Annotated in this window: 28 protein-coding genes and 1 pseudogene; 21 read left to right on the top strand and 8 right to left on the bottom strand. The window is 40.9% G+C overall.

All coding sequences use genetic code 11. The annotated features are described in order from the left end of the window. Nucleotides 1-237 precede the first annotated feature (237 nt). Complete coding sequence (locus B7E06_RS04120) at nt 238-786, top strand: DUF1697 domain-containing protein (protein ID WP_082232803.1); 549 nt, start codon at nt 238-240, stop codon at nt 784-786. A 101-nt stretch (nt 787-887) separates the two neighbouring features. After that, a complete protein-coding gene (locus B7E06_RS04125; RefSeq protein WP_179134120.1) occupies nt 888-1274 on the top strand; it encodes a GNAT family N-acetyltransferase in 387 nt (128 codons plus the stop codon). A gap of 39 nt (nt 1275-1313) precedes the next feature. Here B7E06_RS04125 and B7E06_RS04130 read toward each other — a convergent pair whose 3' ends face one another. Together B7E06_RS04130 and B7E06_RS04135 are read right to left on the bottom strand one after the other, a co-directional pair. Further along, a complete protein-coding gene (locus B7E06_RS04130; RefSeq protein ID WP_082232805.1) occupies nt 1314-2264 on the bottom strand; it encodes an EamA family transporter in 951 nt (316 codons plus the stop codon). A gap of 394 nt (nt 2265-2658) precedes the next feature. Next, a complete protein-coding gene (locus B7E06_RS04135; protein WP_245807666.1) occupies nt 2659-3252 on the bottom strand; it encodes a TetR/AcrR family transcriptional regulator in 594 nt (197 codons plus the stop codon). A gap of 207 nt (nt 3253-3459) precedes the next feature. Here B7E06_RS04135 and B7E06_RS04140 point away from each other — a divergent pair, with 207 nt between their 5' ends. The 12 genes and pseudogenes from B7E06_RS04140 to B7E06_RS04195 all read left to right on the top strand — a co-directional run bounded on the left by B7E06_RS04140 (nt 3460) and on the right by B7E06_RS04195 (nt 13942). Further along, entirely contained in the window at nt 3460-4620 is a 1161-nt protein-coding gene (locus tag B7E06_RS04140) for a CaiB/BaiF CoA transferase family protein (RefSeq protein WP_082232807.1), read from the top strand. Between the two features lie 22 nt (nt 4621-4642). After that, nucleotides 4643-5410: a 3-hydroxyacyl-CoA dehydrogenase gene (locus B7E06_RS04145; protein ID WP_082232808.1), complete on the top strand. Its 768-nt coding sequence runs from the start codon at nt 4643-4645 to the stop codon at nt 5408-5410. Between the two features lie 43 nt (nt 5411-5453). Continuing rightward, nucleotides 5454-7007 carry an acyl-CoA synthetase gene (locus B7E06_RS04150; protein WP_082232809.1) on the top strand — a complete coding sequence of 518 codons (1554 nt, stop codon included), beginning with the start codon at nt 5454-5456 and terminating at the stop codon, nt 7005-7007. Nucleotides 7008-7023: 16 nt separating this feature from the next. Then, nucleotides 7024-8004, top strand: coding sequence for an NAD(P)H-dependent flavin oxidoreductase (locus B7E06_RS04155; RefSeq protein WP_082232810.1), 981 nt, complete (start codon nt 7024-7026; stop codon nt 8002-8004). Between the two features lie 105 nt (nt 8005-8109). Continuing rightward, the gene (locus B7E06_RS04160) at nt 8110-9264 is read left to right on the top strand and encodes an acyl-CoA dehydrogenase family protein (protein WP_082232811.1); all 1155 of its coding nucleotides are present in this window, start codon (nt 8110-8112) and stop codon (nt 9262-9264) included. A gap of 99 nt (nt 9265-9363) precedes the next feature. Then, nucleotides 9364-10304 (top strand): annotated as a pseudogene (locus tag B7E06_RS22005) (long-chain fatty acid--CoA ligase); the annotation flags it as partial. Between the two features lie 171 nt (nt 10305-10475). After that, the gene (locus tag B7E06_RS22010; protein WP_245807796.1) at nt 10476-10793 is read left to right on the top strand and encodes an AMP-binding enzyme; all 318 of its coding nucleotides are present in this window, start codon (nt 10476-10478) and stop codon (nt 10791-10793) included. 14 nt (nt 10794-10807) lie between these two features. Next, on the top strand, nt 10808-11593 hold the full coding sequence (locus B7E06_RS04175; RefSeq protein ID WP_143414448.1) for an enoyl-CoA hydratase: 786 nt from the start codon (nt 10808-10810) through the stop codon (nt 11591-11593). A 69-nt stretch (nt 11594-11662) separates the two neighbouring features. Continuing rightward, nucleotides 11663-12148 (top strand): DinB family protein, encoded by a 486-nt coding sequence (locus tag B7E06_RS04180; protein WP_245807667.1) that lies wholly within the window; start codon nt 11663-11665, stop codon nt 12146-12148. Nucleotides 12149-12344: 196 nt separating this feature from the next. After that, on the top strand, nt 12345-12695 hold the full coding sequence (locus B7E06_RS04185; protein ID WP_082232815.1) for a DUF2200 domain-containing protein: 351 nt from the start codon (nt 12345-12347) through the stop codon (nt 12693-12695). Nucleotides 12696-12878: 183 nt separating this feature from the next. Next, nucleotides 12879-13436, top strand: a complete 558-nt coding sequence (locus B7E06_RS04190; protein WP_082232816.1) for a dihydrofolate reductase family protein — start codon at nt 12879-12881, stop codon at nt 13434-13436. 35 nt (nt 13437-13471) lie between these two features. Further along, nucleotides 13472-13942, top strand: a complete 471-nt coding sequence (locus tag B7E06_RS04195; RefSeq protein ID WP_082232817.1) for a DinB family protein — start codon at nt 13472-13474, stop codon at nt 13940-13942. Nucleotides 13943-13949: 7 nt separating this feature from the next. Here the strand turns inward: B7E06_RS04195 and B7E06_RS21725 are convergent, their stop codons facing one another. From B7E06_RS21725 to B7E06_RS04205, 3 genes are all read right to left on the bottom strand, one after another. After that, a complete protein-coding gene (locus B7E06_RS21725) occupies nt 13950-14123 on the bottom strand; it encodes a hypothetical protein (protein WP_179133943.1) in 174 nt (57 codons plus the stop codon). Between the two features lie 156 nt (nt 14124-14279). Then, on the bottom strand, nt 14280-16022 hold the full coding sequence (locus B7E06_RS04200; RefSeq protein ID WP_082232818.1) for an ABC transporter ATP-binding protein: 1743 nt from the start codon (nt 16020-16022) through the stop codon (nt 14280-14282). A 219-nt stretch (nt 16023-16241) separates the two neighbouring features. Beyond that, nucleotides 16242-17084 carry a LysR family transcriptional regulator gene (locus B7E06_RS04205; protein ID WP_082232819.1) on the bottom strand — a complete coding sequence of 281 codons (843 nt, stop codon included), beginning with the start codon at nt 17082-17084 and terminating at the stop codon, nt 16242-16244. A gap of 130 nt (nt 17085-17214) precedes the next feature. On the opposite strand from B7E06_RS04205, the gene B7E06_RS04210 reads away from it, so the two are divergent. Both B7E06_RS04210 and helD read left to right on the top strand, forming a co-directional pair. Continuing rightward, nucleotides 17215-17784 (top strand): NAD(P)H oxidoreductase, encoded by a 570-nt coding sequence (locus tag B7E06_RS04210; RefSeq protein ID WP_082232820.1) that lies wholly within the window; start codon nt 17215-17217, stop codon nt 17782-17784. 284 nt (nt 17785-18068) lie between these two features. Next, complete coding sequence (gene helD, locus B7E06_RS04215) at nt 18069-20396, top strand: RNA polymerase recycling motor HelD (protein ID WP_082232821.1); 2328 nt, start codon at nt 18069-18071, stop codon at nt 20394-20396. 411 nt (nt 20397-20807) lie between these two features. On the opposite strand, the gene B7E06_RS04225 is transcribed toward helD, so the two are convergent. The 3 genes from B7E06_RS04225 to B7E06_RS04235 are packed head-to-tail and all read right to left on the bottom strand — an operon-like array spanning nt 20808 to nt 22271. Continuing rightward, the gene (locus B7E06_RS04225) at nt 20808-21521 is read right to left on the bottom strand and encodes an FAD-dependent oxidoreductase (RefSeq protein WP_082232823.1); all 714 of its coding nucleotides are present in this window, start codon (nt 21519-21521) and stop codon (nt 20808-20810) included. Between the two features lie 36 nt (nt 21522-21557). Continuing rightward, on the bottom strand, nt 21558-21947 hold the full coding sequence (locus B7E06_RS04230) for an SRPBCC family protein (protein ID WP_082232824.1): 390 nt from the start codon (nt 21945-21947) through the stop codon (nt 21558-21560). Between the two features lie 3 nt (nt 21948-21950). Beyond that, the gene (locus tag B7E06_RS04235; protein ID WP_082232825.1) at nt 21951-22271 is read right to left on the bottom strand and encodes an ArsR/SmtB family transcription factor; all 321 of its coding nucleotides are present in this window, start codon (nt 22269-22271) and stop codon (nt 21951-21953) included. Between the two features lie 172 nt (nt 22272-22443). On the opposite strand from B7E06_RS04235, the gene B7E06_RS04240 reads away from it, so the two are divergent. The 5 genes from B7E06_RS04240 to B7E06_RS22385 all read left to right on the top strand — a co-directional run bounded on the left by B7E06_RS04240 (nt 22444) and on the right by B7E06_RS22385 (nt 25028). After that, entirely contained in the window at nt 22444-23106 is a 663-nt protein-coding gene (locus B7E06_RS04240; RefSeq protein WP_082232826.1) for an HAD family hydrolase, read from the top strand. A 71-nt stretch (nt 23107-23177) separates the two neighbouring features. Beyond that, nucleotides 23178-23696, top strand: coding sequence for a GNAT family N-acetyltransferase (locus tag B7E06_RS04245; protein WP_082232827.1), 519 nt, complete (start codon nt 23178-23180; stop codon nt 23694-23696). Nucleotides 23697-23719: 23 nt separating this feature from the next. Further along, complete coding sequence (locus B7E06_RS04250; protein ID WP_082232828.1) at nt 23720-24097, top strand: iron chaperone; 378 nt, start codon at nt 23720-23722, stop codon at nt 24095-24097. A gap of 48 nt (nt 24098-24145) precedes the next feature. Then, the gene (locus B7E06_RS04255) at nt 24146-24703 is read left to right on the top strand and encodes a GNAT family N-acetyltransferase (protein ID WP_245807668.1); all 558 of its coding nucleotides are present in this window, start codon (nt 24146-24148) and stop codon (nt 24701-24703) included. Between the two features lie 40 nt (nt 24704-24743). Then, on the top strand, nt 24744-25028 hold the full coding sequence (locus B7E06_RS22385; protein WP_082232829.1) for a DUF3784 domain-containing protein: 285 nt from the start codon (nt 24744-24746) through the stop codon (nt 25026-25028). Nucleotides 25029-25228: the final 200 nt, after the last annotated feature.

The raw sequence follows: 25228 nt of genomic DNA on the forward strand, positions 1-25228 counted from the left end.
ATTAAAATCCTTTTATATAAAAGGAAGTATTATACATAAAAGTAATTTGGCTTTATGGGATTTTTAAATATCATTTAAAAGTGAATTCTTCTTCTCCAAAAGGTGATAATATAATAATTAATATAAGGGAAGCAGACAAGAGGAGGCAGTTTTTAAAACCGTTGCTATGAGTGTTCCTGTATTATTCGCCATTTAATGATGAGATAGCTGTCAATTTATTACGAAAGGAAGCTGATTATGATTTATGTCGCACTTCTTCGAGGGATAAATATTGGCGGGAGAAACAAAATTGATATGAAGCTGCTTAAACAAACCTTTGAAAAAGCCGGAATGAATGATGTCGTCACATACATCAATACAGGAAATATTATTTTTTCAAAAGAGGGACAATCAAGAACTGATCTGTCACGTGTTTTGGAAGAAGTAATACTTGAGGATTTCGGATTACAAATTAAAGTTGTCGTTCGCAGTTTAGAGGATATCAGAGGAATCGTAAAAGAAATTCCTGACACTTGGAAAAATGATAAAGACATGAAAAGTGATGTTCTGTTTTTATGGGATGAAGTGGATAATGAAGCAGTACTGAAGAATGTAGTGATCAAACCAACCATTGATAACGTGAAATATGTTCCAGGCGCCATCCTCTGGTCTGTTGATAAGAAAAATGTAACTAAAAGCGGAATGTCCAGGATCGTTGGTTCAAAGTTATACAAACAAGTTACGGTAAGAAATGTAAATACAGCTCGCAAAATATATGGGCTCATGCTGACTCAAGAGAGTCGGTAAGGGGCTTTTGATGCTAAAAGACTTGAGGAGGTTTTTTAGTGAACAAGAACGAAGTCATAATTATACCGTATCATCCTAAGTATGCAGAACAAACGGTGTTGATGTGGAGAAAAAGTAAAGAGCTGGCGATTGGTCAGAAGGAAATTCATAGTTTCGAAGATCACGTCTATTTCGTACAAGAGATTTTAGCCGAACAGTATCAGATAGAGTTAGCACTAATGGATGAGCAGGTAGTTGGAATGATCGCCTATAATGAAAACGAAATAAACCAATTATATATTCACACAGATTATCAAGGAATCGGAATTGGCAAGACATTAATTAATAAAGCAAAAGTACAATCAAGTGGAAGATTATCACTGTATACATTTGAAATAAATCAGAAGGCCCAACGATTTTATGAAAAGCATGGATTTAAAGTCATCGGCAGAGGACATAAAAATGAAGAAAACTTACCGGACATTTTATATGAATGGATTTCTGATTGAGCGTCAGTTAATAAAGGAAAAATTAATCCACCAAAACGTTTACTCAGCTCTGATGGATTGTTCATTTTTCTCTTCTATTTCATAAGAAGCTTTCTTTTGAAGTGCAAGTAATAGAGTCATGCCGATAATACAAGCCATACCTATCCATTGAAATACCCCAAAAGGTTCTTTTAACCAAATGACCATACTTAACACGGCGGACAAAGGCTCTAGGTTTCCAATGAGACTTGTTTCTTTAGGAGGAAGATATTGCAGGCTTTCAATGTAAAACCAAAAGGCAAGCATCGTACCAAATATTATGACAAACAGGAGATACATATAGATTTCCGGTGTAAAGTTTGAAAAATCTGCTTGCCACGGATGGTGGACAAAGTTTAAGGTTATCCCTCCAATTACCATCGACCATCCCACAACAACAAGGGAATCAAATTCTTTAAGTAAAGGTATGGCGTAAAGAGTATAAAAGGCTAAAGATGCCCCTGATAATATCCCCCAGAAAATTGAGATTGCCGGTACCGATAATTCTGAAATGGATCCGTTTGTAAGTAATAAAAAAGTGCCAAGGAGAGCAAGAGTCACAGTCATAACATCCTGTTTAGTGAAAAGGGTCAGTTTACGTAAGAGTAAGTAAACAATAATCATAACAGGGGCAAGGTATTGTAAAAGCGTGGCAACCGCCGCATTCCCGTGATTGATCGATGCCATATAAGTGTATTGAACCGCCAGCATGCCAAGCAATCCGAAGGTAATCAGCTGAACAGCTGATTTTTTAGTCTTCCAAATCCTCATAATATGGAAAAAATCTTTCCTCACATATTGAACAGTCAAAAGTAATATTCCGGCCAGCAGCAGTCGAACGGTTACCATCCAGTTGACATCAATAGAATGATCCTGAAAAAGCTTCTGGGAAACTGTGCCCCCTACTCCCCAAAAAATGGCTCCTGCCATGACGAGTAGAAGCCCTCTGCTTCTAAGATGACTTTGTATCATTTCCTACCACCTCAATAATATAACGATAATGCTATAATAGTTAAAAAATTACGGAAATAATAGTCAAACCTGATGAAAAATTATAACGATATTGAAGTGGCCATGTGCAGATCAAAGATTTTAAATGAGATGGAAAGTTAAAGGAACTTACAAACCACCGGACTACTTAATTACCTATAGCTTGCTGTGAAAGGACGATTTCCGAAAATGTAAATGGTTATATTCCGCTTCATTGGCATGAAGAAGGGCAGTTTGTACATGTTACGAAAGGTGAAGGCGTTTTTATATAAATGAAGAAAAAATGGTAATAAGAGAAGGAGAGGGACTGTTTATAGTGGCAGACTGCACATGGCTGAAAAAGATTCCACTTCAGGCTGTATCTTCTATAAGAGAGTTATTTTTTTTCAACAATTCGTATTAAATGGTCAGAAAAAGCCTCAGCAATTTCCTCTCCTGATTGAGGCCCATCCTCCTTATACCACTGTAAAATCCAGTTTAAGGCACCCAATATAATAAATCGCACCATGCGAACATCGATACTGTGATCAAATTCTCCTTTTTCGATTCCTTCCTTTATAATCACATCAAAATAATGGGCATACTCTTTTCTTTGCTGAAGCGCATGATCGAGGTGGTCTCCTGAAAAGTTTTGAGTAGGTTTATCCATCATCATAAACATGGATTTTTCGCTTGTAGCAAGCAGTACGTGTGAATGAACAGCTTTTTTTAATTTCTGTGTTGGACTTAAATGACTGTGAACAGCTGCTTCAATTTTATCAATACTCATCTTCATAATCATTTGATGACATTGATAGAGAAGATCATCTTTATTCTTGAAATAGTAATACATCGATCCTTTAGTCATCAGCAGATTTGCCGCCACATCTTCCATAGTCGTACCGTGAAATCCTTTATCAGCAAGGACGGAGGCCGCTGATCTTAAAATCTCTTCTTTTTTCTTCGCTGCTTTTTTTTCACGTAAGGACATGATTGGTCCCCCTCCAACTACCTATTTTTCCTTTTTTTAATAGCTGTTTAAATCGTAGGTGAAAAAATCTGAAAAATCAAGGTCGTTTGGTTATTTTTTAAACTACTGTTCAAAAAATAAATGTATTGTATAAAAATCTGAAAATTGTTAGTATTGTATTTGGAAGCGCTGTCATATAAAGGGATTATTTGAAAGGAGTTATGCTGTGTGTCCTTGCCGCTTGAAGGAATCCGCGTCCTTGATTTAACGAGGCTATTGCCCGGACCTTATTGTTCGTTATTACTTGCTGATTTTGGAGCTGATGTCATTAAGGTGGAAGCCCCAGAGATCGGAGATTACGCCAGGTGGAACGATCCTAAAGTAGGGGATCAAAGCTCTCTGTTTCTTTCACTGAACAGGAACAAACGCAGTATGACTCTTAATCTTAAAGAAACAAAAGAACAGGAGATTTTTCTTGAATTAGTTAAGACAGCAGATGTAGTAGTGGAGTCTTTCCGACCGGGTGTGATGGAACGGCTGGGGCTCGGATATGAAGTGCTGAAAAAATACAATTCAAAATTAATTTATTGTGCGATCACAGGCTATGGTCAGACAGGGCCATTCGCTCATGAGCCGGGACATGATCTGAATTTCCTTAGTTACTCAGGACTTTTACATTTGCAGGGAGAAGCTGGTGGAAAACCAATGATTCCTTCTGTTCAAATCGGCGATATAGGCGGAGGATCGTTGATGGCTGCCATTGGGATATTAGTTTCCATCATTGATGCCAAAAAAACCGGAAAAGGCCAATTTGTGGATGTTTCCATGCTTGATGGAGCGATATCGTGGATGCAGACGATCCTCCCCGATTTATGGGCAGATCCTGAGCGGGTACCCAATCGAGGAGAGCTTACTTTAAACGGAGGGAAAGCCTGTTATGAAGTATACCGGACGAAAGATGACAGGTACCTTTCTGTAGGGGCACTGGAATACAAGTTTTGGAAAAACTTCTGTGAGGTGATCGGCAAGGAAGAGTTGATAGACCAACTCGAGGCACCGATAGAAGAACAGCGGCAAATGAAAATCGAAATCGAAGAAGCGATGGTTCAAAAAACGCTGAAGGAATGGACCTTCCTTTTCGAAGGAATTGATGCTTGCGTTTCTCCTGTCCTTACACCACAGGAAATGGAGAACCATGAGCAAGTTAAACAACGGGGAATTATTGAGGAAGTAAATCATCCAAAAGCAGGGCCTATGAAGCAGATCAACACACCGATTAAATTCTCAGGACAAAAGATGAAATTAAGACGTCACCCTCCTATACTCGGTGAACATAATGAGGAAATTCTCGAAGAATTAGGCAATGTAAGTCAGGATAGTGAAAATTGAACAAAAAGGAGAAGGATAGGCCATGAAAATTGAAGATTCAATAGCTGTTGTTACTGGAGGAGCTTCTGGTCTCGGAGAAGGAACTGTAAGACACCTCGTTCAAAAAGGCGGGAAAGCAGCCATTTTTGACAGGGCAGAAGAGAAAGGAAAGAGATTAGTAGAAGAACTGGGCGAGAATGTTATTTTCATCAAAACCGATGTAACAAGTGAAGAGGAAGTAAAGAAAGCACTGGACCAGACAGAGGAAAGCTTCGGCCACTTTAATACGGTCATCAACTGTGCGGGGATTGGTCTGGGAGAAAAAACAGTCAGTAAGGGGCAGGCACATAATTACGAAAACTTTATAAAAGTCATTCAAATTAATTTGATAGGAACTTTCAATGTCATTCGCCTTGCTGCTGAAAGACTTGTTGATTTACCCGCAAATGAAGATGGTGAACGTGGAGTGATCATTAATACAGCTTCCGTTGCGGCATATGAGGGACAGATCGGACAGGCTGCCTATAGTGCATCAAAAGGAGGAGTGGTCGGGATGACACTGCCAATTGCCCGGGACTTAGCTAAAAGCGGGATTCGAGTAGTCACCATCGCTCCAGGCCTCATTGAAACACCTCTGTTCGGCGGACTGTCTGAAAAAGCGAGAACCGCTTTAGAATCGCAAATTCCTTTTCCTTCCCGTCTAGGCCGCCCATCTGAATATGCGCAGTTAACTCAGTCTATCCTTGAAAATGTCTTACTGAATGGAGAAACGATCCGATTGGACGGCGCCATCCGTATGGCACCACGATAAAAGTTTCCTTCAAGTCTATGAATCTATGTAGGAGAGTGAACAGATGATAGAATTCAAAAGATCAAAGCAGCTCTTAGTTGATCAGATGTTGATTCGCTCAGCGAGAAGATCACCAGATAAGGCTGCTTTAGTAAGCGGGGAAGTAAGGATAACCTATCAAGAGTTGAACGATCGAGTGAACCAGCTTGCTGGATGGTTTCAAAGGCATGGGATCCAAAAAGGAGACAAGGCCGCCATTCTTCTGTACAGCGGAGTGGAATATGTCGAATGTCTTTTTGCACTTGCTAAAATAGGGGCTGTCACTGTTCCGATAAATTTTCGATTGAAAGAAAAAGAGATTCAGTATCTATTAAATGATTCTGATGCGAAAATGCTGATTTTGGATGGCCGCTTTCTTTCAAATATAGAATACATACAGCATGATTTACACTCCTTACAAGACATCGCTTTAGTTGGAGAATCCAATTATAACGATACTCACCTCTCCACCCTTTCTTACCCAAATTCAGCTGAATCCTATCAAGTTAATCTCCCAGAATTACAGGATGAAGATGACTGCTTGATTGGCTATACGTCTGGAACGACTGGACACCCTAAGGGAGCCGTTCTTACTCATAAAAATGTGTTTATGAATGCCATGAATTATAATCTTGAATTTGGCTTAACAAAGCATGACATCCAATTGATGACGACACCTATCTTTCATATCGGCGGAATATCTACTTTAACGATGCTTCTATTCATTGGAGGAACATCGATCATTTCCAACCACTTTGACCCTCAAAACGTCCTGCAAACCTTTGAAGAAGAAAAAGTCAGCTATGCCTTCATGGTTCCTTCCATGTGGAACATGCTGCTGGAGCAAAAGAATTTCCAAACATATGACGTAAGCAGCCTGCGTATTCTTTGTACGGCAGCGGCTTCCACCCCATTAGAGCTGAAGAAAAGGTTGATGACTTACTTTCCAAATGCCGGAGTTTATGATACGTACGGACAAACAGAGACCTCGCCAGGTACAACGACATTGAAGCCGGACGATCCGTTAACTCAGTCAGGATCAGTTGGTTTGTCTTTTACTAATGTAGAAGTTCGTGTAGTAGATGAGAATATGAACGATGTTTCACCGGGAGAAGTGGGAGAAATCGTCTTTCGGGGTCCGACCACTATGAAAGAATACTATAAAAACACTGTAGCCACAGAGGAAGTGTTTAAAGAAGGCTGGCTTCATAGTGGAGATTTAGCTCTTGTAGATAAAGAAGGATATCTTTCTGTCGTTGATCGCAAGAAAGATCTCGTCATCAGCGGTGGTGAGAATATTTATCCGAAAGAAATCGAAGAAGTCCTCTATACCCATCGGGATATCCTGGAGGCTGCGGTCATTGGTGTACCTGATGAGAAATGGGGAGAAACCTTGAAGGCTTTTGTCGTTACGCGTGATGAAAAAACGATGACAGAAGAAGAAGTGATCGATTTTTGTTATGAAAGACTGGCGGGATATAAGAAGCCGAAGTATGTCCAGTTCGTGAAGGAATTGCCTCGAAACGCGGCAGGTAAAATATTGAAGACCGAACTAAGAAAAATAGAGGTTCAATCATAGAAAGGTGATGGATAACATGAAAACTCGCATAACCGAACGATTAGGAATTCAATATCCAATTATTTGTGGAGGAATGTTTCAAGTAGGAAGAGCAGAGCTGGCTGCAGCTGTTTCTGAGGCTGGCGGTTTAGGAACGATTACCTCTAAAACGCAAGGCACACCGGAAAATTTACGAAAAGAAATCCAAAAAGTAAAAGCACTTACAGACAAACCTTTCGCTGTGAATTTAAACCTTTTTCCAAGTCAATCGGCTACCCCTAATGATGAGTTTATCGAAGTCATGGTAGAGGAAGATGTGAAAATTGTAGAAACGAGCGGGCGAAGTCCTAAAGAGATCATGCCCCTGCTTAAAGAGCAGGGCTTTATAGTTCTTCATAAAGTCCCGGGGGTCAAATATGCCGTATCTGCCGAGAAGCTAGGAGTGGATGCCGTGATTATCGTCGGCAATGAAACGGGCGGCCACCCTGGGATGAGTGATGTAGGTAGTTTAGTGATGCTGCCAAGAGTCGCAGATTCTGTAAATATTCCAATCATCGCCGGCGGAGGATTTTCAGATGGAAGAGGATTAGTCAGTGCCATGGCGCTTGGGGCAGAAGGGATTTTAATGGGAACACGTTTTATGGCTACAAAAGAAGCACCTGTCCACGACAATGTGAAAAATTGGATGGTCGCTGCTGATGAAACAAATACCATCGTCGTTCAGCGGAATATTGGAAGTCCTTCTCGTGTGGCTTTAAATGAAGTGAGTAAGGAAGTGGACCGGCTGGAACAGGAAGGAGCTACATTGGAAGACTTACTCCCCCTAATTACTGGACAGCGGAGCAAAAGCGTCTATTTTGAAGGAGATTTGGATGGAGGCATCTGGTCTTGTGGGCAGGCAGTTGGGCTCGTGAAAGAAGTGTTGTCTATCAAAGAGCTTTTCATGCAAATGGAAGAAGAGGCGAAGCAGTCCCTTCAGCATATCCAAGAAAGAATGTCCTCAAATATTTCGGTTTAATCTAAAGGTTACTAGCTAAGTACATTCAAAATTAAGCCTTCAAGCCTTTTGGGAGGGGGCGGCCAGAGATGCAACAGATAAAATATCTGGGGAGTGTGTGATGGAATGGACAGACCTTTTCTAACAGAAAGCCATGAAATATTTCGCAAGTCACTAAGGAAGTACTTAGAAAAAGAAGTGATCCCCAACTTTGAACAATGGGAAGCAGAACGCCAGCTTCCCCGCTCATTTTGGAAGCAGCTAGGAGAACTAGGGTTCCTTTGTCCATGGCTTGATGAAAAATATGGAGGGATGAATGCCGACTTTGGATATTCAGTCGTGCTAGGAGAAGAGCTCGAAAAAGTAGGGACAGGCTTAAGTGGACCTGGGCTGCATAATGACATCGTCATGCCTTATATTGCTTCCTTCGGTTCAGACGAACAAAAGCAGAAATGGCTGCCGAGAAGTACAACAGGAGAGATAATCTCCTCAGTGGCGATGACTGAACCAGGAACAGGATCAGATTTGGCGGCAATCAGAACGACGGCCGTGAAAGATGGAGATGAGTATATTATCAACGGGGAGAAGACGTTTATTTCCAATGGCTATACGTCTAATTTTGTCGTAGTTGTTTGTAAAACAGATCCGAAAGCAGAACCTGTGCATAAGGGCATCAGTCTCCTTGTCGTCGATGCGGTCGATGAAGCAGTGCCTGGCTTTAAGAAAGGAAAAAAGCTGAATAAAATAGGACAGCATGCCGGCGATACATCTGAACTGATCTTTGAGGATTGCCGTATCCCTGCTGAAAATCTATTAGGAGAAGAAGGAAAAGGGTTCCATTATTTAATGGAAAAATTGCAGCAGGAAAGACTCACGGTTGCAATTGCGGCGATGACATCTGCTGAACGAATGCTCGAACTGACCATGGATTATGTCAAACAGCGGGAAGCATTTGGCACGCCGATCAGTAAGTTTCAGAACACCCAATTTAAAATAGCTGAAATGGCGACAGAAATCCAAATCGGCCGTACTTTTGTCGATCAGTTAATCATCAAGCACATGGCAGGTAAAGATATCGTCAATGAAGTGTCCATGGCGAAATGGTGGACAACCGATATGGCTAAAAAAGTAGCAGGAGAATGCATGCAGCTGCATGGAGGCTACGGATATATGGAAGAATATGAGATTGCGCGAAGATATAGAGACATCCCGGTTGCATCGATTTATGCAGGAACGAATGAAATCATGAAAATCATCATTGCAAAAAACATGGGATTATAACCCGGTTAGAGGAGGAGTTTCATGAACGCTGTCCACTTGTTATTCAACACTGCGGATCGCCTGCCAAATAAAGCAGCCGTTGTGTATGAAAATGATTCAATGACCTACGCTGAGCTCAAAGAAAAAGTTTTATCATTTGCCACCGGTCTGAAAAACAAGGGAATTCGTGAAAATATGCATGTCAGCCTTCTGATGACAAACCGTCCGGAGTATATCATTTCGTATTTTGCTATTTTAACGCTTGGAGCAACCGCCGTCCCGCTTAATCCTCAGTTTAAGGAAAAAGAACTGACATATGCTTTGAATGATTCTGAGTCTCAGGCTCTTATTTATGATGATCTTGGATCAGAAGTAGTAAAAGAGGCTAAAGGTGATTTTACATCAACAAAAATATTGATTACTTTTCGAGGAGAAGCTGAATGGATGGAGCTGATTGATCACGAACCATTCACTGGACCTGTCCGAAGAAGCGGAGAAGATACCGCCCAAATCATCTATACTTCCGGAACGACAGGGAGCCCTAAAGGAGCGATGATTACCCATCATAATATAACGTGGATGACGAACGCTATGACCGAAGTGCAGGGGACTAACGAACAAGACCGGATGATCGTTTCTCTCCACTGTTTCATGCGTATGCCAAAATGGCGGGTCTGTGGTGCCCGTTTTATAAAGGAGCGAGCATTTTTCTGGAGTCCTTTCATCCAGACAAAATTCTCGAAATGATTGATCGTGAAAACATTACCATCTTTAGCGGTGTTCCTACAATGTTTACTATGTTCGTTCATTCTCCCAAACTTCGAGAATTCGATTACTCTTCTTTAAGAATCTTTGGGTCTGGAGGTGCGAGTATTCCTGTAGAAATCGTCGAACGAATCCAAAAAGAAATCGGAGTAGGCATCATTGAAGCGTACGGACAGACAGAAGCGACCATTATGATCACAAGGCAGCTCCTTCAGGGAGAAAAAGTGGCAGGCTCTGTAGGACCGGCGGTGGCTGGAGTGGGTCTTAAAATCGTTGATCAGGAAGGACAGGAGCTTGAACAGGGAGAAGTGGGGGAAATCATTTTTCGCGGAGAAAATGCGATGAAAGGCTATTTTAAGAAACCTGAGGAAACGGAGAGGACCATCCGAAATGGCTGGGTTTACACAGGAGACTTAGGATATCAGGATGAAAGGAAAAATGTTTATATTGTGGACAGGAAAAAAGATATGGTTATACGAGGCGGCTATAATGTTTATCCGCGGGAAATTGAAGAGGTGCTTTATTCCCATTCTGATGTTGTGGAATGTGCGGTAATCGGGGAAGCGCATGAAGTGTTTGGAGAAGAAATTGTAGCCTATGTAGTGGTGAAAAATGATCTCGATGAAAAGGAGCTCTCCGCCTATTGTGAACGTAATCTGGCGAAATATAAAAACCCGAGAGTCTTTCGTTTTCTCGAGGAACTTCCGAAAACAGTAACCGGAAAAATATTAAAAGGACCTCTTCGTAAATCGTCTTATAGTAAGCATAAAGCTGAAAAATCTTAAGGGAGTTGATGACAATGGCACCACTTGTCGAGCTTGAAAAAAATCAAGGAATCGCGATCGTTACGATCAATAATCCACCGATGAATGTGTTAAGCGCCCAAGTTACTAAGGAATTAGGGCAAGCCTTTGCAGAGATTGCGAAAGATCCGGATATTATTGTGGCCATATTGACAGGAGCAGGAGAGAAAGCTTTTATGGCAGGAGCAGATATCAAGGAGTTCCCATCTCTGATGGACATGGAAACGGAAGAGCTGAAGCTGAAAAATCAGAAGACACATAAAGTTTTAAATGAAATCGAGAACTTGCCAAAACCTACAATTGCCATGCTGAATGGAATTACGTTCGGCGGCGGCTGCGAATTATCGTTAGCCTGTGATTTGAGAATTGCGGAAGAACATGTGAAGCTTGGACTGCCGGAAGTAAAGCTGGGTCTTTTTCCCGGAGGCGGAGGCACCCAGCGGTTATCAAGACTTGTCGGTCCAGCTAAAGCAAAAGAACTCATGTTTCTGGGGGATCCCATTATGGCAGAAGAAGCTCAGAACATCGGATTAATCAATCAAGTAGCTCAACAAGGCCAAGGGATGGAAATGGCGCTTACGATAGCCAGAAAAATGGCCCGATACTCCCTGCATCCCTTACGCAGCATTAAGCTGGCCGTAAATCAGGGGATAGATAAGTCCCTGGATCAAGGACTCGAGCTAGAAGCCGGCCTCTTTGCCGATATATTCCGTACAGAAGATGTGAAGGAAGGGGTTCAGGCTTTCCTGGAAAAACGTGAACCGAGATTTACCCATCAGTGATGATACTTTGATCTATAACAACAGCACATCCAGGCGGGATGTTTGAGGACGATCCAGGGGAAAGCTAGAATGATAGGTAAGAAGGGAGAGGATGATATGAACGAAGAACAAATTTTTCAACAGATTAACCTGGTCAGAAAAGCAACTTTAAAGACAGTAGACGGTGTTAACGAGGATCAGCTGGACAAACAGCCGGAAGGGTTTAGTAACACGATCCGCTGGAACCTTGGACACATTTATGTCGTGCAAAACTCATTGATTGCTAAGTACGGCGGCAAGCCGATCGAAACACCTTCTCGATACCTTGAGTTGTTTGCCCCAGGCACAAAACCAGCTGATTGGCAGGGCGATGTCCCGTCCCTTGATGAGCTGAAGCAGAAACTTGAAGAACAGCCGTCTAAACTGAAGGAAGAGCTCAACGGACAGCTGAATGAGGAAGCGGCAGGAGACTTCTTATCACTGCCGACAGTTGGAGCGATTCTAAATTTCACGCTGTACCATGAAGGGGTACATACAGGTACGATGAAAGCATTGAAAGCTAAAACAGCAGAGTAAATGGGGAAGCCGGCCAAACAGCCGGCTTTTTCTAGTTTCTAAACAAGCTTTTCCGCACCTGGGCGAAGATGCTCTCTATGGTTTTAATTTAGAATGAGGTGAGGTGTAAAGTCAGTCAATAAGTGGTCGTACATATGCTATAATAGGACATAGAGAAAGCGGTATCATAGGATTTGAGAAAAAGGGGGAATATATTATCGCTAAACATAGGATCTATTCAATGAGTGTCTCCAGTGTCTATCCCCATTACATTACGAAGGCGGAGAAAAAAGGACGTACGAAATCGGAAGTCGATGAAATTATCCGTTGGTTAACAGGGTATAATCAGGAAGAATTTGAAGCCCAGCTGGAAAATAAAACAGACTTTGAGACTTTCTTTGCGGAAGCCCCCCGGATGAATCCTTCCCGGACTTTGATCAAAGGTGTGATCTGTGGTGTTCGAGTAGAAGACATCGAAGAACCAATAATGCAGGAAATTCGTTATTTGGATAAGCTTGTTGATGAGTTAGCAAAGGGAAAAGCGATGGAGAAGATTTTGCGGAAGTGAAGAAAAATTATGCTTAAATGTAGAATAATGAATACACAAACCTTTGTTATGCCAACATCTATGGCCTGTGAAGCTTCTCTGATAGGGGAGCAGCAAATGGTTAGAAGCAATCCACCCAAGAGTCGACAGCTCCAGGGTGGATTATTTTTTTGGCTCATCAATAAACGCAAAGGAGGGTTTTCTATGGGAAAAGTTGTGTTAGGAATGACCATGTCAGTAGACGGATATATCAATGACAGGGAAGGCAGTGTCGCTCGTCTATATCAGGATCTGGAGGAAGTGAAGAAAAGCGGGTTTTTTGATGAATCGATACGTAATACAGGAGCGGTTGTCATGGGCAGAAACACCTTTAATATGGCAGCTGATCCAGATTTGTATGCGGGAAATTATGAATACCAAGTCCCTATATTTGTCCTTTGCGGAAAAGAACCGGAAAAACATCCAAAAGAGACGGAGGAGCTGACATTTACCTTCGTCACTCAAGGGATCGATAGTGCTATTGCTCAGGCGAAAAAGGCGGCTGGAGATAAAGATGTTACCGTTATCGGAGGTCCAAGCGTAGTTCACCAGTGTATAAAAGCAGACCTTGCCGATGAATGGGAGATCGATATTATGCCGGTTCTTCTCGGGGGAGGGATGAGGCTGTTTGAGGACATAGGCGTGGCACCGATAGAATTGGAAAAGATCAAGGTAAGAGAGAGCGGAGAAAGAACGAGTATTCATTTTCGTGTAGTAAAGTAAGGAGAACTATCTAATCATTCAAGGAGGAGATAAATTTGAAAAGAGTTGACTTGCTTTTAAACCTGCTGGATTCCACATTCAGTGAAGAGAGCTGGTATGCCCCTTTTAACGATGCTATCGAAGGACTTACAGCTCAACAGGCTGTTTGGACACCAGCTGGTGAGGCTGTTAAGTCGATTTGGGAAAACGTGAATCATCTGACATTTTATAAAGAAAGACTTGCTGCAAACCTGGAAGGCCGCGAATGGACAAATGATCTGGACGGTGATGAAACCTTCTATCTTACGGAACAGCCAGCTAATGATCAGGAGTGGAAGCGTATCATAGAGCGCTCAGAAAAAGCTCACCATCAGTTAAGACAAGTATTGAGCGCCATTTCTGAGGAAGAGCTTAAGCAACAATCACTGGAGAGAAAATTACTGGACATTATGCTTCACGATGCTTATCATACCGGCCAAATTATTCAATTAAGAAAAATGCAAGGGTCATGGCCATCGCATCGTTAAAGTAACTCTAAGGATTGCTTTTCGATCGGGAAGATAGGCTATAAACCAATCGTGTACCAGCAGCTAAAATAAAACCAATGCCAATACTTATTACGATATTATTTGTGATATAAAGTCCGATGGAAATTCCTAAAAATAGCATTATCCCAATCAATACGCCCATTAAAATTTGAGATTTCAATAGATGTCCCTCCTAAAATAAATCAAAATACTATGTAGCCTGCAGACCATATAAGATATATGTAGACTTAAGATAGTTAATTAAAACATATTTTTTAGATGGAAAACGCGTGAAACCATAATGACTTCACGCGTTTTCTATATTTATTCTGCCTCTTTAAACCTGAACCTCAAACTGCTTGGAATACAGATGTGAGTAAGGACCCTTTCTTTTGAGCAGAGCCTCATGAGTTCCTTCTTCAACAATCGTGCCTTTCGATAGAACTACAATTCTTTCAGCGTTACGAATCGTTGAAAGTCGATGGGCGATCACTAGAGTTGTTCGACCTTTGGCTAATCGCTCGAGAGATTCTTTTACGACACTCTCACTTTCATTGTCTAATGCGCTCGTCGCTTCATCAAGGATGAGAATCGGCGGATTTTTTAAAAATACGCGTACAATGCTAAGGCGCTGCTTTTGTCCACCTGAAAGACGAACACCTCGCTGCCCGATTTCAGACTGATATCCCTGAGGCAGATTCATAATGAATTCATGGGCGTTGGCTAGCTTGGCTGCTGTTATGACTTCTTCATCTGTGGCTTCAGGGAAACCGTATCGGATGTTTTCTATGACCGTTCCTGCAAAAAGGTAGACCTCCTGCTGGACAATCCCAATGTTGTTTCGCAGAAAAGCCAAGTCCAGTTCTTTAATATTTTCACCATCCAAATAGATTCCTCCATCTGTCACTTCATAAAAACGCGGAATGAGGAAGCTCAGTGTAGTTTTTCCAGCTCCCGAAGGGCCAACAATGGCTACATACTCTCCTGGCGAAATATTCAGAGACAAATGGTTAAATACCGGTGTCAGCGAAGAATCATATTGAAAAGATACGTCTTTTAATTCGATTTGGCCGCGGACTTTTTTTGCCCTCTTTGCTTCTGGGCTATTTTTAATGGCTGGTGGAGTATTCATAACTTCCATAAACCGCTGAAAGCCTGTAACTCCTTCCTGCAGCTGTGTGCTCATATGAGTGAGACGCTGAATCGGCTCGACCATAAACCCGATGTACAACAGAAATGTGATTAAGTCAGGCAGATCAAGTGAAGCATTCATGATCTGCATCGAACCGAAGATGACAACTGTAATTGTGATCAGCTGAATGAATGCTTCTGTACCATTAAAAAAGTAGGCTTCTGCTTGATAGGTGCTTTTTCGGCTTTTTAAAAACCGGTCATTTTCTCTGTTGAATTTTTTGATTTCTTCTGCCTCATTGGCGAATGACTGAACGACGCGTATGCCGGAAAGACTGTCTTCCACCTGTGCATTCACATCACCGATCCGTTCTTTATTATGGGTTAAGGCAATATTCAGTTTCTTATTAAAATACAAAGAAAAGAAACCAAGTACCGGCAAAAAGCAAAAAACGGCAATAGTTAAGGGGGCATTAATAAAAAATAAAATGACAAATGCCCCAGTAAAACGAACGAGGTACTTTACATAATCCTCAGGTCCATGGTGATAAAGCTCAGAAACCAATAGCAGATCATTGGTAATCCGAGTCATCAACTGACCGGTTTTCTGCTTATCATAGAAGCTGAAGGATAATCTCTGCATGTGAGAAAATAACTCACTGCGCATATCCCTTTCCATACGCGCCCCGATTTCGTGCCCTTTATAATCGACAAAATAGTTTCCGATGTTTTGAACGATCACTAACAATAACATTAGACCGCCGATCCATAAGACGGTTTGAAAGGAGGCGGCTAAACCTTCGCCCAGCACATCTTTCGTGACATAGCGAACGAGTAAAGGGAACAACAGAGTGAGTGAAGAAGTGATTAACGCACAAGTTAAAACAATAAGGAAAATACGCAAATACGGTTTGTAATACGAAAGAAATTTTTTAACTGGAAAACTCATAGCTTACCCCTTTATTGTGTTTTTAACTAAAACACATATAAGAGGGACCGTACACTTAAGAAGGCGTTCCACCCTTATATGCTGATACGGTTAATGCGGCAATGTTTCTCATGTAATAGCCTCCTTTTGTTTGGTTAATAACATCGTATTCGATTTCACAGTAAAAATGAAGATGTAAACGGTTAAAACTATGAAAAGTTTTGATAAATAGAGAAAAATTTATGCTTTAGCAATAGTTTCTAAAAACACATTCACATTAGGGGAACGCCACTTTTTCTTATGCATAGCCGTATATATGGCCAGGGGAAATTCTTCAGAAGTGCTATGTCCATACAGCTCTTTATTCTCCAGCTCTTCTTTTATAGTGAACTGTGGGAGCATGGATGTTCCTAATCCAGCGAGCACACACTGCTTTATGGCTTCAATACTAGGCAGTTCAATTTTAAGAGCATCTTCTTTTCCTTCACTTTTTAAATACTCCTCAAAAAGAAAGCGCCAGCTGCAGGAATATTCTGGGAAAAGCATAGTTTCCGCACGGAAAGGACTGGATGATCTCACTAATAGCAGCTTATCTTCTACAACTTTCTCCACGAGCAGGTCGATAGGATCCCAAGCTGCATTTTCAACTAATAATGCTAAATCAAATTCTCCGCTTTTTAGCTGTTCAGATAGTTTTGTGTAATGGATAGGCTTAATAACTAACTCCACTTTAGGATAATCCTTCATAAACTTTCTTATGATCTTCGGTAACCAATAGATCATGACAGATTCACTTGCTCCAACCACTAATTTTCCGGAAGGATCATTCCCTCCTTTTATAATCTCTTTCGATTTGGAATAAAGATCGATAATTTCTATAGCATAGGGGTGGAATTGCCTTCCCTTCTGTGTTAATTCAATTTTCTTGCCCAGACGGTCGAATAGCGGGTAACCCAGTTCTTTTTCGATTTCTTTAATGTGAGCCGTAATAGATGACTGGGCATACCCTAATTCATCAGCAGTTTTCTTAAAGCCCCCTGTCTCTACAATGGTCTTAAATGTAATAAGATGACGTAATTCCAACTTTACATCTCCTTCACCTATCAATTTTATTGAACTATATTATCTAATATATCTATTTTACTGATTGATACAGTTATTATATGTTATAGGTACCGGGATTTCAATTTACGAACAGGAAAGAGGGCTATAAATGAAAATTCTTACAGTCGTTACCCATCCAAGGCAGAATTCCCTGACCTTTGTGGTTGCCAATAAGTTTGTTGAAGGGTTAAGAGCAGCCGGTCATGAAACTGAGATTTTTGATTTGTATCGCAGCGGTTTTAATCCAATGCTCTGGGAAGATGATGAACCTGATTGGGAGGCAGACCACCAGTCCTTTTCCCCAGAGGTCGAAGGAGAAATGAATCGATTAAAACGCTATGATGGACTGGCATTTATTTTTCCGCTCTGGTGGTGGAACATGCCGGCCATGATGAAAGGATATATAGATCGAGTGTGGAATTATGGTTTTGCTTACGGGCCTGACAAGCTTTCTCATAAAAAAGTAATATGGTTGCCTTTAGCGGGAGCTCCGATTTACAGGTTTGAAAAATGGCAATACGATCAAATGATACATCATTATTTTAATGTTGGTTTAGCGAAATACTGTGGGATAGCGGATTCACGTGTGGAAATGCTGTATGAAACTGTAAAGAATCCAACAGAGGATGTTAAAAAGAAGTGGATGTCGCTGGCTTATTCTGCTGGAACTTCTTATTAAAGGAAAGGGGGATGATATCATTTCTGTTTATAGTCGTAATGTCAGTTTTACTGCTGGTAAATAAAAGAAAGATGAAACATAAAAAAACCAGCTGGGCTTTACGCTCAGCTGGTTTTTAAGTCAGAAATCGAAAAAATATATTGTTTTAACATAAATGATGTGGTACATTTAATCAGTAACTCTTCATTGTTTTATAATGAATCATAGTATTCCTTATTTTAATTATAAATCAATATTTATCTGGAGTCAACCCCCAATCTGCATTTTAAAAAGGAGTGGTTTTCTTGAATGAAGAAATGCAAAGAGAACAGAAGTACTTGGACCAGGTGATGGGAACCATTGCAGAGCAAATCAAAGAGGTTGAAGCAGAAGCGGTCAAACGTAAAGAAGAAGTGATCCATATCCGCAAGCATTTTTGGGATGACCTTAAGATCAATATGGATACGTTTGACGATTATCTTGAAACGATTATCGGCATGCGGCAGCAGACACAGGATTTATCAGTAAGCCAAAGTACACACCGCCATGCTTATGACAGGCTGGCGAGACTAAAAAGAATTGAAAAATCGCCATTCTTTGGGCGGATTGATTTTACAGAAGAAGGAACGGACGATACCGAGCAAATCCATATTGGCGTTTCTACGATCATGGATGAAAAAGATGACACCATCCTTATCTACGATTGGCGGGCTCCGATATCGAGTATTTATTATGATTATCCACCGGGCCCGGCTGAATATACGATTCCCGATGGAACTATCCAGGGAGAGCTAGAGAAAAAGTTGCAGTATAACATAAGCAATGGTGTGATTGAATCCTTATTCGACACGAGCCTTACGATCGGTGATGAGATCCTGCAGGGAGTACTCGGTAAAGGTTCTAATAAACATATGCAAAGCATCGTAGCTACCATTCAGAGGGAGCAGAATAAGATTATTCGGAACTTGAGTGGGAGACTTTTGATCGTGCAAGGAGCGGCGGGAAGTGGAAAAACGTCAGCTGCTCTTCAGCGAATCGCTTATTTTCTCTATAAGTTTCGAGGAAGTTTAAAGGCGGACCAAATCATCTTATTTACACCTAATACGATGTTCAGCAATTATGTATCTCACGTGCTGCCTGAACTTGGCGAAGAAAATATGCAGCAGGAAACCTTCCAGAGTTATTTGGAATACCGGCTGGATGATTCTTTTCAAGTGGAGGATCCTTATGATCAATTGGAATATTTGCTGGAATCGTCAGATGATCCTCACTATCAAACGAGAAAAGCAAGTATTCAATTTAAAGCTTCCTACAGTTTTTTTGATGGAATCAGAAAATATCGAGAAGCCTTGGAATCATCCGGAATGATTTTTAAAGGGATTAAGTTCCGTGGCAAATCAATTGTTACATCTAAACAAATCGCTGACTATTTTTATAACGAAAATACTACACTTCGCTTTCATAATCGAATCGACAAGCTGAAAGAGTGGATATTGAAACAGATAGATCAAACGGAAAAGGCTGAAGTGAAGAAGCAGTGGGTGCAGGAAGAAATTGAGCTGCTCAGCAAAGATGATTTGCAGAAGGTTTATAAGCAATTAGATATCGAGGAAGATACGTTCGATTTTTATGATAAAGAGAACAAGCTGCTGGCCCGTATCATTGTTCGAAAGAAACTGAGATCTTTACGTAAAAAAGTAGAGGACCTTGAATTTATCCATGTCAAAAAGTTATACAGACAGATCTTTGAAGATTCCATAAGTCAGGAAATATGGGAGAAAAAAGATCTTCCGGCTGAGTGGGAAGAAATCTGCTTGCTGACAAAAGCGATGATGCAGGAAGGGCGGCTATATCACGAAGATGCCACGCCATATCTGCTGCTGAAGGAAATTATTTTAGGCTTTCAGTCCAATACTTCTATTAAATATGTGCTGATCGATGAAGCACAGGATTATTCTGTCTTTCAGTTCGAGTTTATCAAGAGGCTATTTCCACGAGCGCGAATGACGGTGCTCGGTGATTTTAATCAGGCGATATTCGCACACTCCAATCATTTTGCCGATTTTGGTTCTCTTACCAGCTTGTATGGTTCTGAGGATACAGAAAGAATCAACTTAGAGCGCAGTTACCGATCGACTAAGCAGATTATAGAGTTCACCCGTGAACTTGTGCCAGAAGGGGAACAAATCAAAGCTTTTGATCGAGAGGGAGAGAATCCGACACTGACAAGCGTGGGCGGCTATGATGAATTGCACCGAGAAATCATTTCTAAAGTTGATAACTTGCGAAAAAGCGGATCTCAAACGATCGCAATCATATGTAAATCAGCTTCCGAAAGTTCCTTCGCCTATGAGTCACTAAGGGAAATTGAAAACCTTAAACTCGTGAAAAAGAATTCAGGCGAGTATGAACAAGGTGTAGTTGTCATTCCAGCTTACCTGGCAAAAGGAATCGAATTTGATGCAGTCATTATTTATAATGCCTCAGAACAGGTTTATGGTGACGAAAGTTTACGCCGATTGTTTTATACCGCGTGCACGAGAGCGATGCATGATTTGCATCTATATAGTGTGGGTGAGGTTAATCGATTTTTGGAGAAGGTTCCATCGGGGAATTATGAACTGGGGACCTAATATTGGATAGGGGAAGCTGTCGGGAAGGGATCCCGACAGCTTTTTTGTGTTTGCTGGAGTTGGGGAGTTTTGTCGTCGTTTAGGTAGTCTTTATCGGCGGATCGGCGGGTTCTTTCGTCACTTCTGGGCTCTATCTCCGCTTCTCCTGTTTCTTTTGCCGTTTCGAGAGTGTTTATCGGCGGATCAGCGGGTTCTTTCGTCACTTCAATGCTCTATCGACGCTTCTCCCGTTTCTTTCGCCGTTACAAGGTTCTTTATCGGCGGATCAGCGGGTTTATTCGACGTATCTGCCCTCTATCGCCGCTTCTCCTGTTTCTTTCGCCGTTACGAGGATCTTTATCGGTGTATCAGTTGGTTCTTTCGCTGCATCTGCCCTCTATCGCCGCTTCAAAGGCGTACTTCGGCTACTGTCTACTCAATCCCTGTAAAAGTATCTTTATTAATATTTTGTTTAGAGACATCCTTCTTTTTTAAGTGAGTAGATATAGATTCAACCATGGATTTGGAGCCGGAAATAAAGTATTGCGCATTATTTTTATGTGTGGCAATAAATTGATCCACTTTTTGATAGAGATCATTTCTAGAATCGAGGTAGTGGATGACTATGGGAATTTCGCGGCCGATGTGATCAAACTCCTCCTTAAACAGGTGAGTGTTTTGACTATCTAAATACAGAATCTCTACAGGCTGGTTGTCTGTATGCCATTCATATACTAATTGTTTTACCATTGCTCGAAACGGAGTGATACCTATGCCTCCAGCCATTAATAGGGTGGGGGAGTTCTTTTTTATATAAAATGAACCGACAGGACCGCTCATCGTAATGGTCATCCCTTCTTCAAGTTCCAGCAGGGCTTTTTTAAATTCACTTGGCTGTTCATCACTCACCTTTGTTGTAATTTTAACTACACCTTCTGTAGGGGAGGAGGCTACAGTGAAGGGACGTATAGAATCTTTAAGTTTCTTGTGTGTAATCGTGAATAATCCATGCTGCCCGGCCTTCCATGATAAGTCTGCTTCCTTTTTAAAAATGAAGGTGTAAACATGATCTGCTTCTTGGATCTTTTTTAGAAACTGGAGTTCAGTTTTTTGAAAAATAGACAATTTATCTTTTAAAAAGCTCATTCCTCAATCTCCTTTTGGATTGATATCGTCGAACTCTTAAGCTTCCTCAAGCAATTCTTTCAGCTGATCTGCCATATGGGCCCAGCCATACTTCGCTCCCATATACGCCTGATTCTTTTCTTCAAATCCTGTGTGGTCAAGGTTTAAGTAAGTGGTTTCTCCTTCTTGAGTTAGTGTCCAGGTGACGATAGTGTCGATCGGGCCGCCTACCCACGTATAGGATAATTTATGAGGTTTGTCTACGACCAGCACTTCACTATCAACGACCAGATCAATTTTGTCATTTCGAAATTGGCATTTGTATCCGACGATAGGTTTGAAGTTATTCTCCATGACCCATTGGGCCAGAATTTCTGATTGTGTCAAAGCTTCCCATACTTTATCAATGGAGCTCTTGAACTTAAATTGCAAGGCTAAATCTGCCATTTTCTATTCCTCCAGTATGCTTTTTAGTTTGGCTGCACTCTCATTCCAGAACTTCTCATAAAAGGCCAGCCAGTCTTTTACTTCCTGTAAGGGTTCTGGATTTAGTTTAAATCTAGTCTCTCTGCCTTTTTTACGGTCAACTACTAAATTTGCTTTTTTAAGAATAGTCAAATGCTTAGAAACAGCCGTCCGCCCCATCTGAAAGTGAGTCGTTAATTCATATAGAGGCAGTTCATCTGATTCTGCTAACAGCCGGATTAATTTTCGTCTTGTAGGATCGGCAATGGCTACGAAAACGTCACGTTCCCGCTGAGTTTGATTCATAACCTCCCCTCCTTTTTTAAAAATAGGACACCAATTGGTAACATAATTATATGACACCATTAAGTGTCTAGTCAATTAGAAAATAATACAAATGAATGATGTCTGGGAGAGGGAATGCCTCTTTTTTGCAGAAGTAACACAACAAGAGGATTAGTTACGACAGGAGGAGCCAATGATTAAAGCTGTCATTTTTGACTTAGACGGAACTTTATTAAACAGGGAGGAATCGGTGAAAGATTTTATAGAGCATCAGTACGAGCGGTTGAATAAGTGGCTGCATCACATTCCTAAAGAAGAATATATACAAAGATTTATTGAACTGGATCATCGAGGTTATGTATGGAAGGACAAGGTATATAAACAGCTTATAAACGAATGGTCTATCAGGGGAATAACCTGGGAGGATTTGCTGCAGGATTACTTAAATCATTTTAAATTACACTGTGTACCGTTTACTGATCTCTTGGAAACACTGAGAGAGTTGAGGCGAGCTAACTTTCTAATTGCAATAGTGACCAACGGAAAAGGCCAGTTTCAAATGGACAATATACAAGCTTTGGGAATAGACCAACTCACAGATGCCATTTTGATATCCGAATGGGAAGGGGTGAAAAAGCCTGATCCGACTATTTTTTATAGGGCGGCGGAAAGGCTTAAGGTGCCCCCGAGAGATTGTTTGTTCATTGGCGATCATCCGGAAAAAGATGTGAAGGCAGCTCAACACGCTGGCATGAAAGGTGTTTGGAAAAGGGACCATCAATGGAGTGAAGTAGAAGCGGAGTATGTGATAGATGAATTAAATGAAATACCTACACTAATAGAGCGGTTGATATAGCGTGGTCTTGCTCGGTTGGTAATTTAATTTTTCAGTTGATATGTATCGTTAAAAAAGAGAAGAGGAAGAATATGATTTATTTTAAAACAGAACGCTTAATGATGAGGCAATTAGAACGAAGCGACATTGATGAATTCCACAACATGCAAAGCAATTATAAAGTGATGAAGCATACAGTTGGAAGAGCGAAAACGAGAGAGGAAAATGAGAGAGAATTAGAGAATATTATAGAAGAGTATAATCAGATTGAACCCTCGAAAATAATTATGGGGATATCAACAATATCCGATGATTCACGTTTATTAATAGGGGCATGCGCTGTGATCAATCACACCGTAGATTCTTTGGAAGTTGGATATAGACTGCTGGAAGAGCATTGGGGGAAAGGTTATGGCCTTGAAACTTTAGAAGGTCTATTAAGACATTGTTTAATAGATTTAAGAGCAAAGAAAGTAAGAGCTGAAGTGAACAAAGAAAATATTTACTCGATTCGTCTGCTCGAAAAGTCTTCTATGAAGTTTATAGAAGAATATGAGGATGAGAGTGGAACAGTATATGTCTATATGGCTGAAGGGGAATTGTTCGCCTGAAGAAACGTGAAGGAGGAGGAGACATGCAATTTGAAGTAAGCAGCCCGCAGGAATATTTTAATGCTCTGGATGATGACTGGAGAAAAGAGAAGCTTCTTATTGTTAGAGAATGGATTTTAAAATATGGTCCTGAGCTGAAGGAAGGAATCCAGTACAAAATGCTTTCATATGGAGGGGGTTCTGCCCCACTATTTCACTTAAACGCTCAAAAAAACTATGTAAGTCTTTATGTGGGCGATATTGAAAAAATAGAAAAGGCAAAAGAGTTTTTAACGGGTTTGGATTATGGAAAAGGGTGTATCCGTATAAAAAAGTCTGTCGATGTCAAAGAGAGCGGCCTTGAAGATTTTATAAAACAGACGATTGATAGCTCTAGAGCTGGAGGGGATACTTCCTGCTAGATAAGTGGTAGATCATCAAATAAATAAAATTAATAAGGGGGAGACCAAGTGGCAAATGTGTTGGAAAACCTGCCAGTATTAGAGACAGAGCGTTTGATCCTTCGGAAAATTAGTAAATCAGACGTAAACGATATGTACGCGTATGGTTCAAATCCATTAGTCTCCGAATATGTAACGTGGGAGACCCATACGTGTCAAGAAGATACTGAGGGATTTATTGATTTGATTCTGGAAGGATACTTAAATAAGGAAAAGGCGCTTTGGGCGATGGAGTTGAAAGCAAACGGTAAAATGGCAGGCACCATTGATTTTGTATCCATCGATAAAAAACATAGGAGTGGAGAGCTCGGGTACGTCTTATCCGATAAATTCTGGGGCCAAGGCTTAACGACAGAAGCTTCCAGGAAAGTCATTGAATTCGGGATAACTGAACTGGGATTAGAACGGATTCAGGCGAGGTGTCTGGCTGAAAATATCGGTTCTCAAAGAGTGATGGAAAAAGCGGGCATGACTTTTGAAGGGACGTTAAGAAAAGGGTTTTTTGCTAAAGGAAAGTTTCATGATTTAAAGGTCTATTCGATATTGAGAGAAGAGCTCCAGGGGTGAGTACCTGGCGGAATTTATAGTGCTTTGAAATGGTGATAGCATGTTGGCGGTAATATTCAGCTTGATAGGTTTTATTCTTATTCTGTCAAGCTTCCTCGTTTGGAAGAAAAGGATGTACTTCTTAATAGCGGGTTATTCGGAAGGCAATGTGATGAATAAAGAAAAATTCGGAAGGGTCAATGGAATATTTTTAAGCCTCTTCGGTCTGATAACAATTGGATATGGTTTTGTCGCTCATATCATACATATAGGTATATATATTGTTTGTATGTTAGGGGCTGTGATGGCTCAAATAATTTTAAGTTACCGGGTAGATAAATCATAAACACGAAGATTGATAGTTGCAAAATACATAGATTTACTCTGGAGGTGCATACAAAGTGAAAACAAAAAAGGTCAGAAATTGCGTGGTCGGTTTTTGGGCTGCAATTACACTGACTTTTGCCTCTGCTTCCAGCTACAGTGGTTATATAGAAGCCAAAACCACATGCGAGAAGAGCGACGGTACCATTACAGAAGATAATG

It is taken from the genome of Halobacillus massiliensis (genome assembly GCF_900166625.1).
Classification (GTDB): Bacteria; Bacillota; Bacilli; order Bacillales; family Halobacillaceae; genus Halobacillus_A; species Halobacillus_A massiliensis.

What these genes read in the sequence shown, in the direction of transcription:
- B7E06_RS04190 (WP_082232816.1), top strand. Translation starts at nt 12,879, where the DNA reads ATGGGAAAAGTTGTGTTAGGAATGACCATGTCAGTAGACGGATATATC.
- B7E06_RS04230 (WP_082232824.1), bottom strand. Translation starts at nt 21,947, where the DNA reads ATGGCAGATTTAGCCTTGCAATTTAAGTTCAAGAGCTCCATTGATAAA.
- B7E06_RS04175 (WP_143414448.1), top strand. Translation starts at nt 10,808, where the DNA reads ATGGCACCACTTGTCGAGCTTGAAAAAAATCAAGGAATCGCGATCGTT.
- B7E06_RS04200 (WP_082232818.1), bottom strand. Translation starts at nt 16,022, where the DNA reads ATGAGTTTTCCAGTTAAAAAATTTCTTTCGTATTACAAACCGTATTTG.
- B7E06_RS04235 (WP_082232825.1), bottom strand. Translation starts at nt 22,271, where the DNA reads ATGAATCAAACTCAGCGGGAACGTGACGTTTTCGTAGCCATTGCCGAT.
- B7E06_RS04160 (WP_082232811.1), top strand. Translation starts at nt 8,110, where the DNA reads ATGGACAGACCTTTTCTAACAGAAAGCCATGAAATATTTCGCAAGTCA.
- B7E06_RS04145 (WP_082232808.1), top strand. Translation starts at nt 4,643, where the DNA reads ATGAAAATTGAAGATTCAATAGCTGTTGTTACTGGAGGAGCTTCTGGT.
- B7E06_RS04240 (WP_082232826.1), top strand. Translation starts at nt 22,444, where the DNA reads ATGATTAAAGCTGTCATTTTTGACTTAGACGGAACTTTATTAAACAGG.
- B7E06_RS04250 (WP_082232828.1), top strand. Translation starts at nt 23,720, where the DNA reads ATGCAATTTGAAGTAAGCAGCCCGCAGGAATATTTTAATGCTCTGGAT.
- B7E06_RS04150 (WP_082232809.1), top strand. Translation starts at nt 5,454, where the DNA reads ATGATAGAATTCAAAAGATCAAAGCAGCTCTTAGTTGATCAGATGTTG.
- B7E06_RS22010 (WP_245807796.1), top strand. Translation starts at nt 10,476, where the DNA reads ATGGTTATACGAGGCGGCTATAATGTTTATCCGCGGGAAATTGAAGAG.
- B7E06_RS04135 (WP_245807666.1), bottom strand. Translation starts at nt 3,252, where the DNA reads ATGTCCTTACGTGAAAAAAAAGCAGCGAAGAAAAAAGAAGAGATTTTA.
- B7E06_RS04180 (WP_245807667.1), top strand. Translation starts at nt 11,663, where the DNA reads ATGATAGGTAAGAAGGGAGAGGATGATATGAACGAAGAACAAATTTTT.
- B7E06_RS04155 (WP_082232810.1), top strand. Translation starts at nt 7,024, where the DNA reads ATGAAAACTCGCATAACCGAACGATTAGGAATTCAATATCCAATTATT.
- B7E06_RS04210 (WP_082232820.1), top strand. Translation starts at nt 17,215, where the DNA reads ATGAAAATTCTTACAGTCGTTACCCATCCAAGGCAGAATTCCCTGACC.
- B7E06_RS04245 (WP_082232827.1), top strand. Translation starts at nt 23,178, where the DNA reads ATGATTTATTTTAAAACAGAACGCTTAATGATGAGGCAATTAGAACGA.
- B7E06_RS04125 (WP_179134120.1), top strand. Translation starts at nt 888, where the DNA reads ATGTGGAGAAAAAGTAAAGAGCTGGCGATTGGTCAGAAGGAAATTCAT.
- B7E06_RS04225 (WP_082232823.1), bottom strand. Translation starts at nt 21,521, where the DNA reads ATGAGCTTTTTAAAAGATAAATTGTCTATTTTTCAAAAAACTGAACTC.
- B7E06_RS04120 (WP_082232803.1), top strand. Translation starts at nt 238, where the DNA reads ATGATTTATGTCGCACTTCTTCGAGGGATAAATATTGGCGGGAGAAAC.
- B7E06_RS04130 (WP_082232805.1), bottom strand. Translation starts at nt 2,264, where the DNA reads ATGATACAAAGTCATCTTAGAAGCAGAGGGCTTCTACTCGTCATGGCA.
- B7E06_RS22385 (WP_082232829.1), top strand. Translation starts at nt 24,744, where the DNA reads ATGTTGGCGGTAATATTCAGCTTGATAGGTTTTATTCTTATTCTGTCA.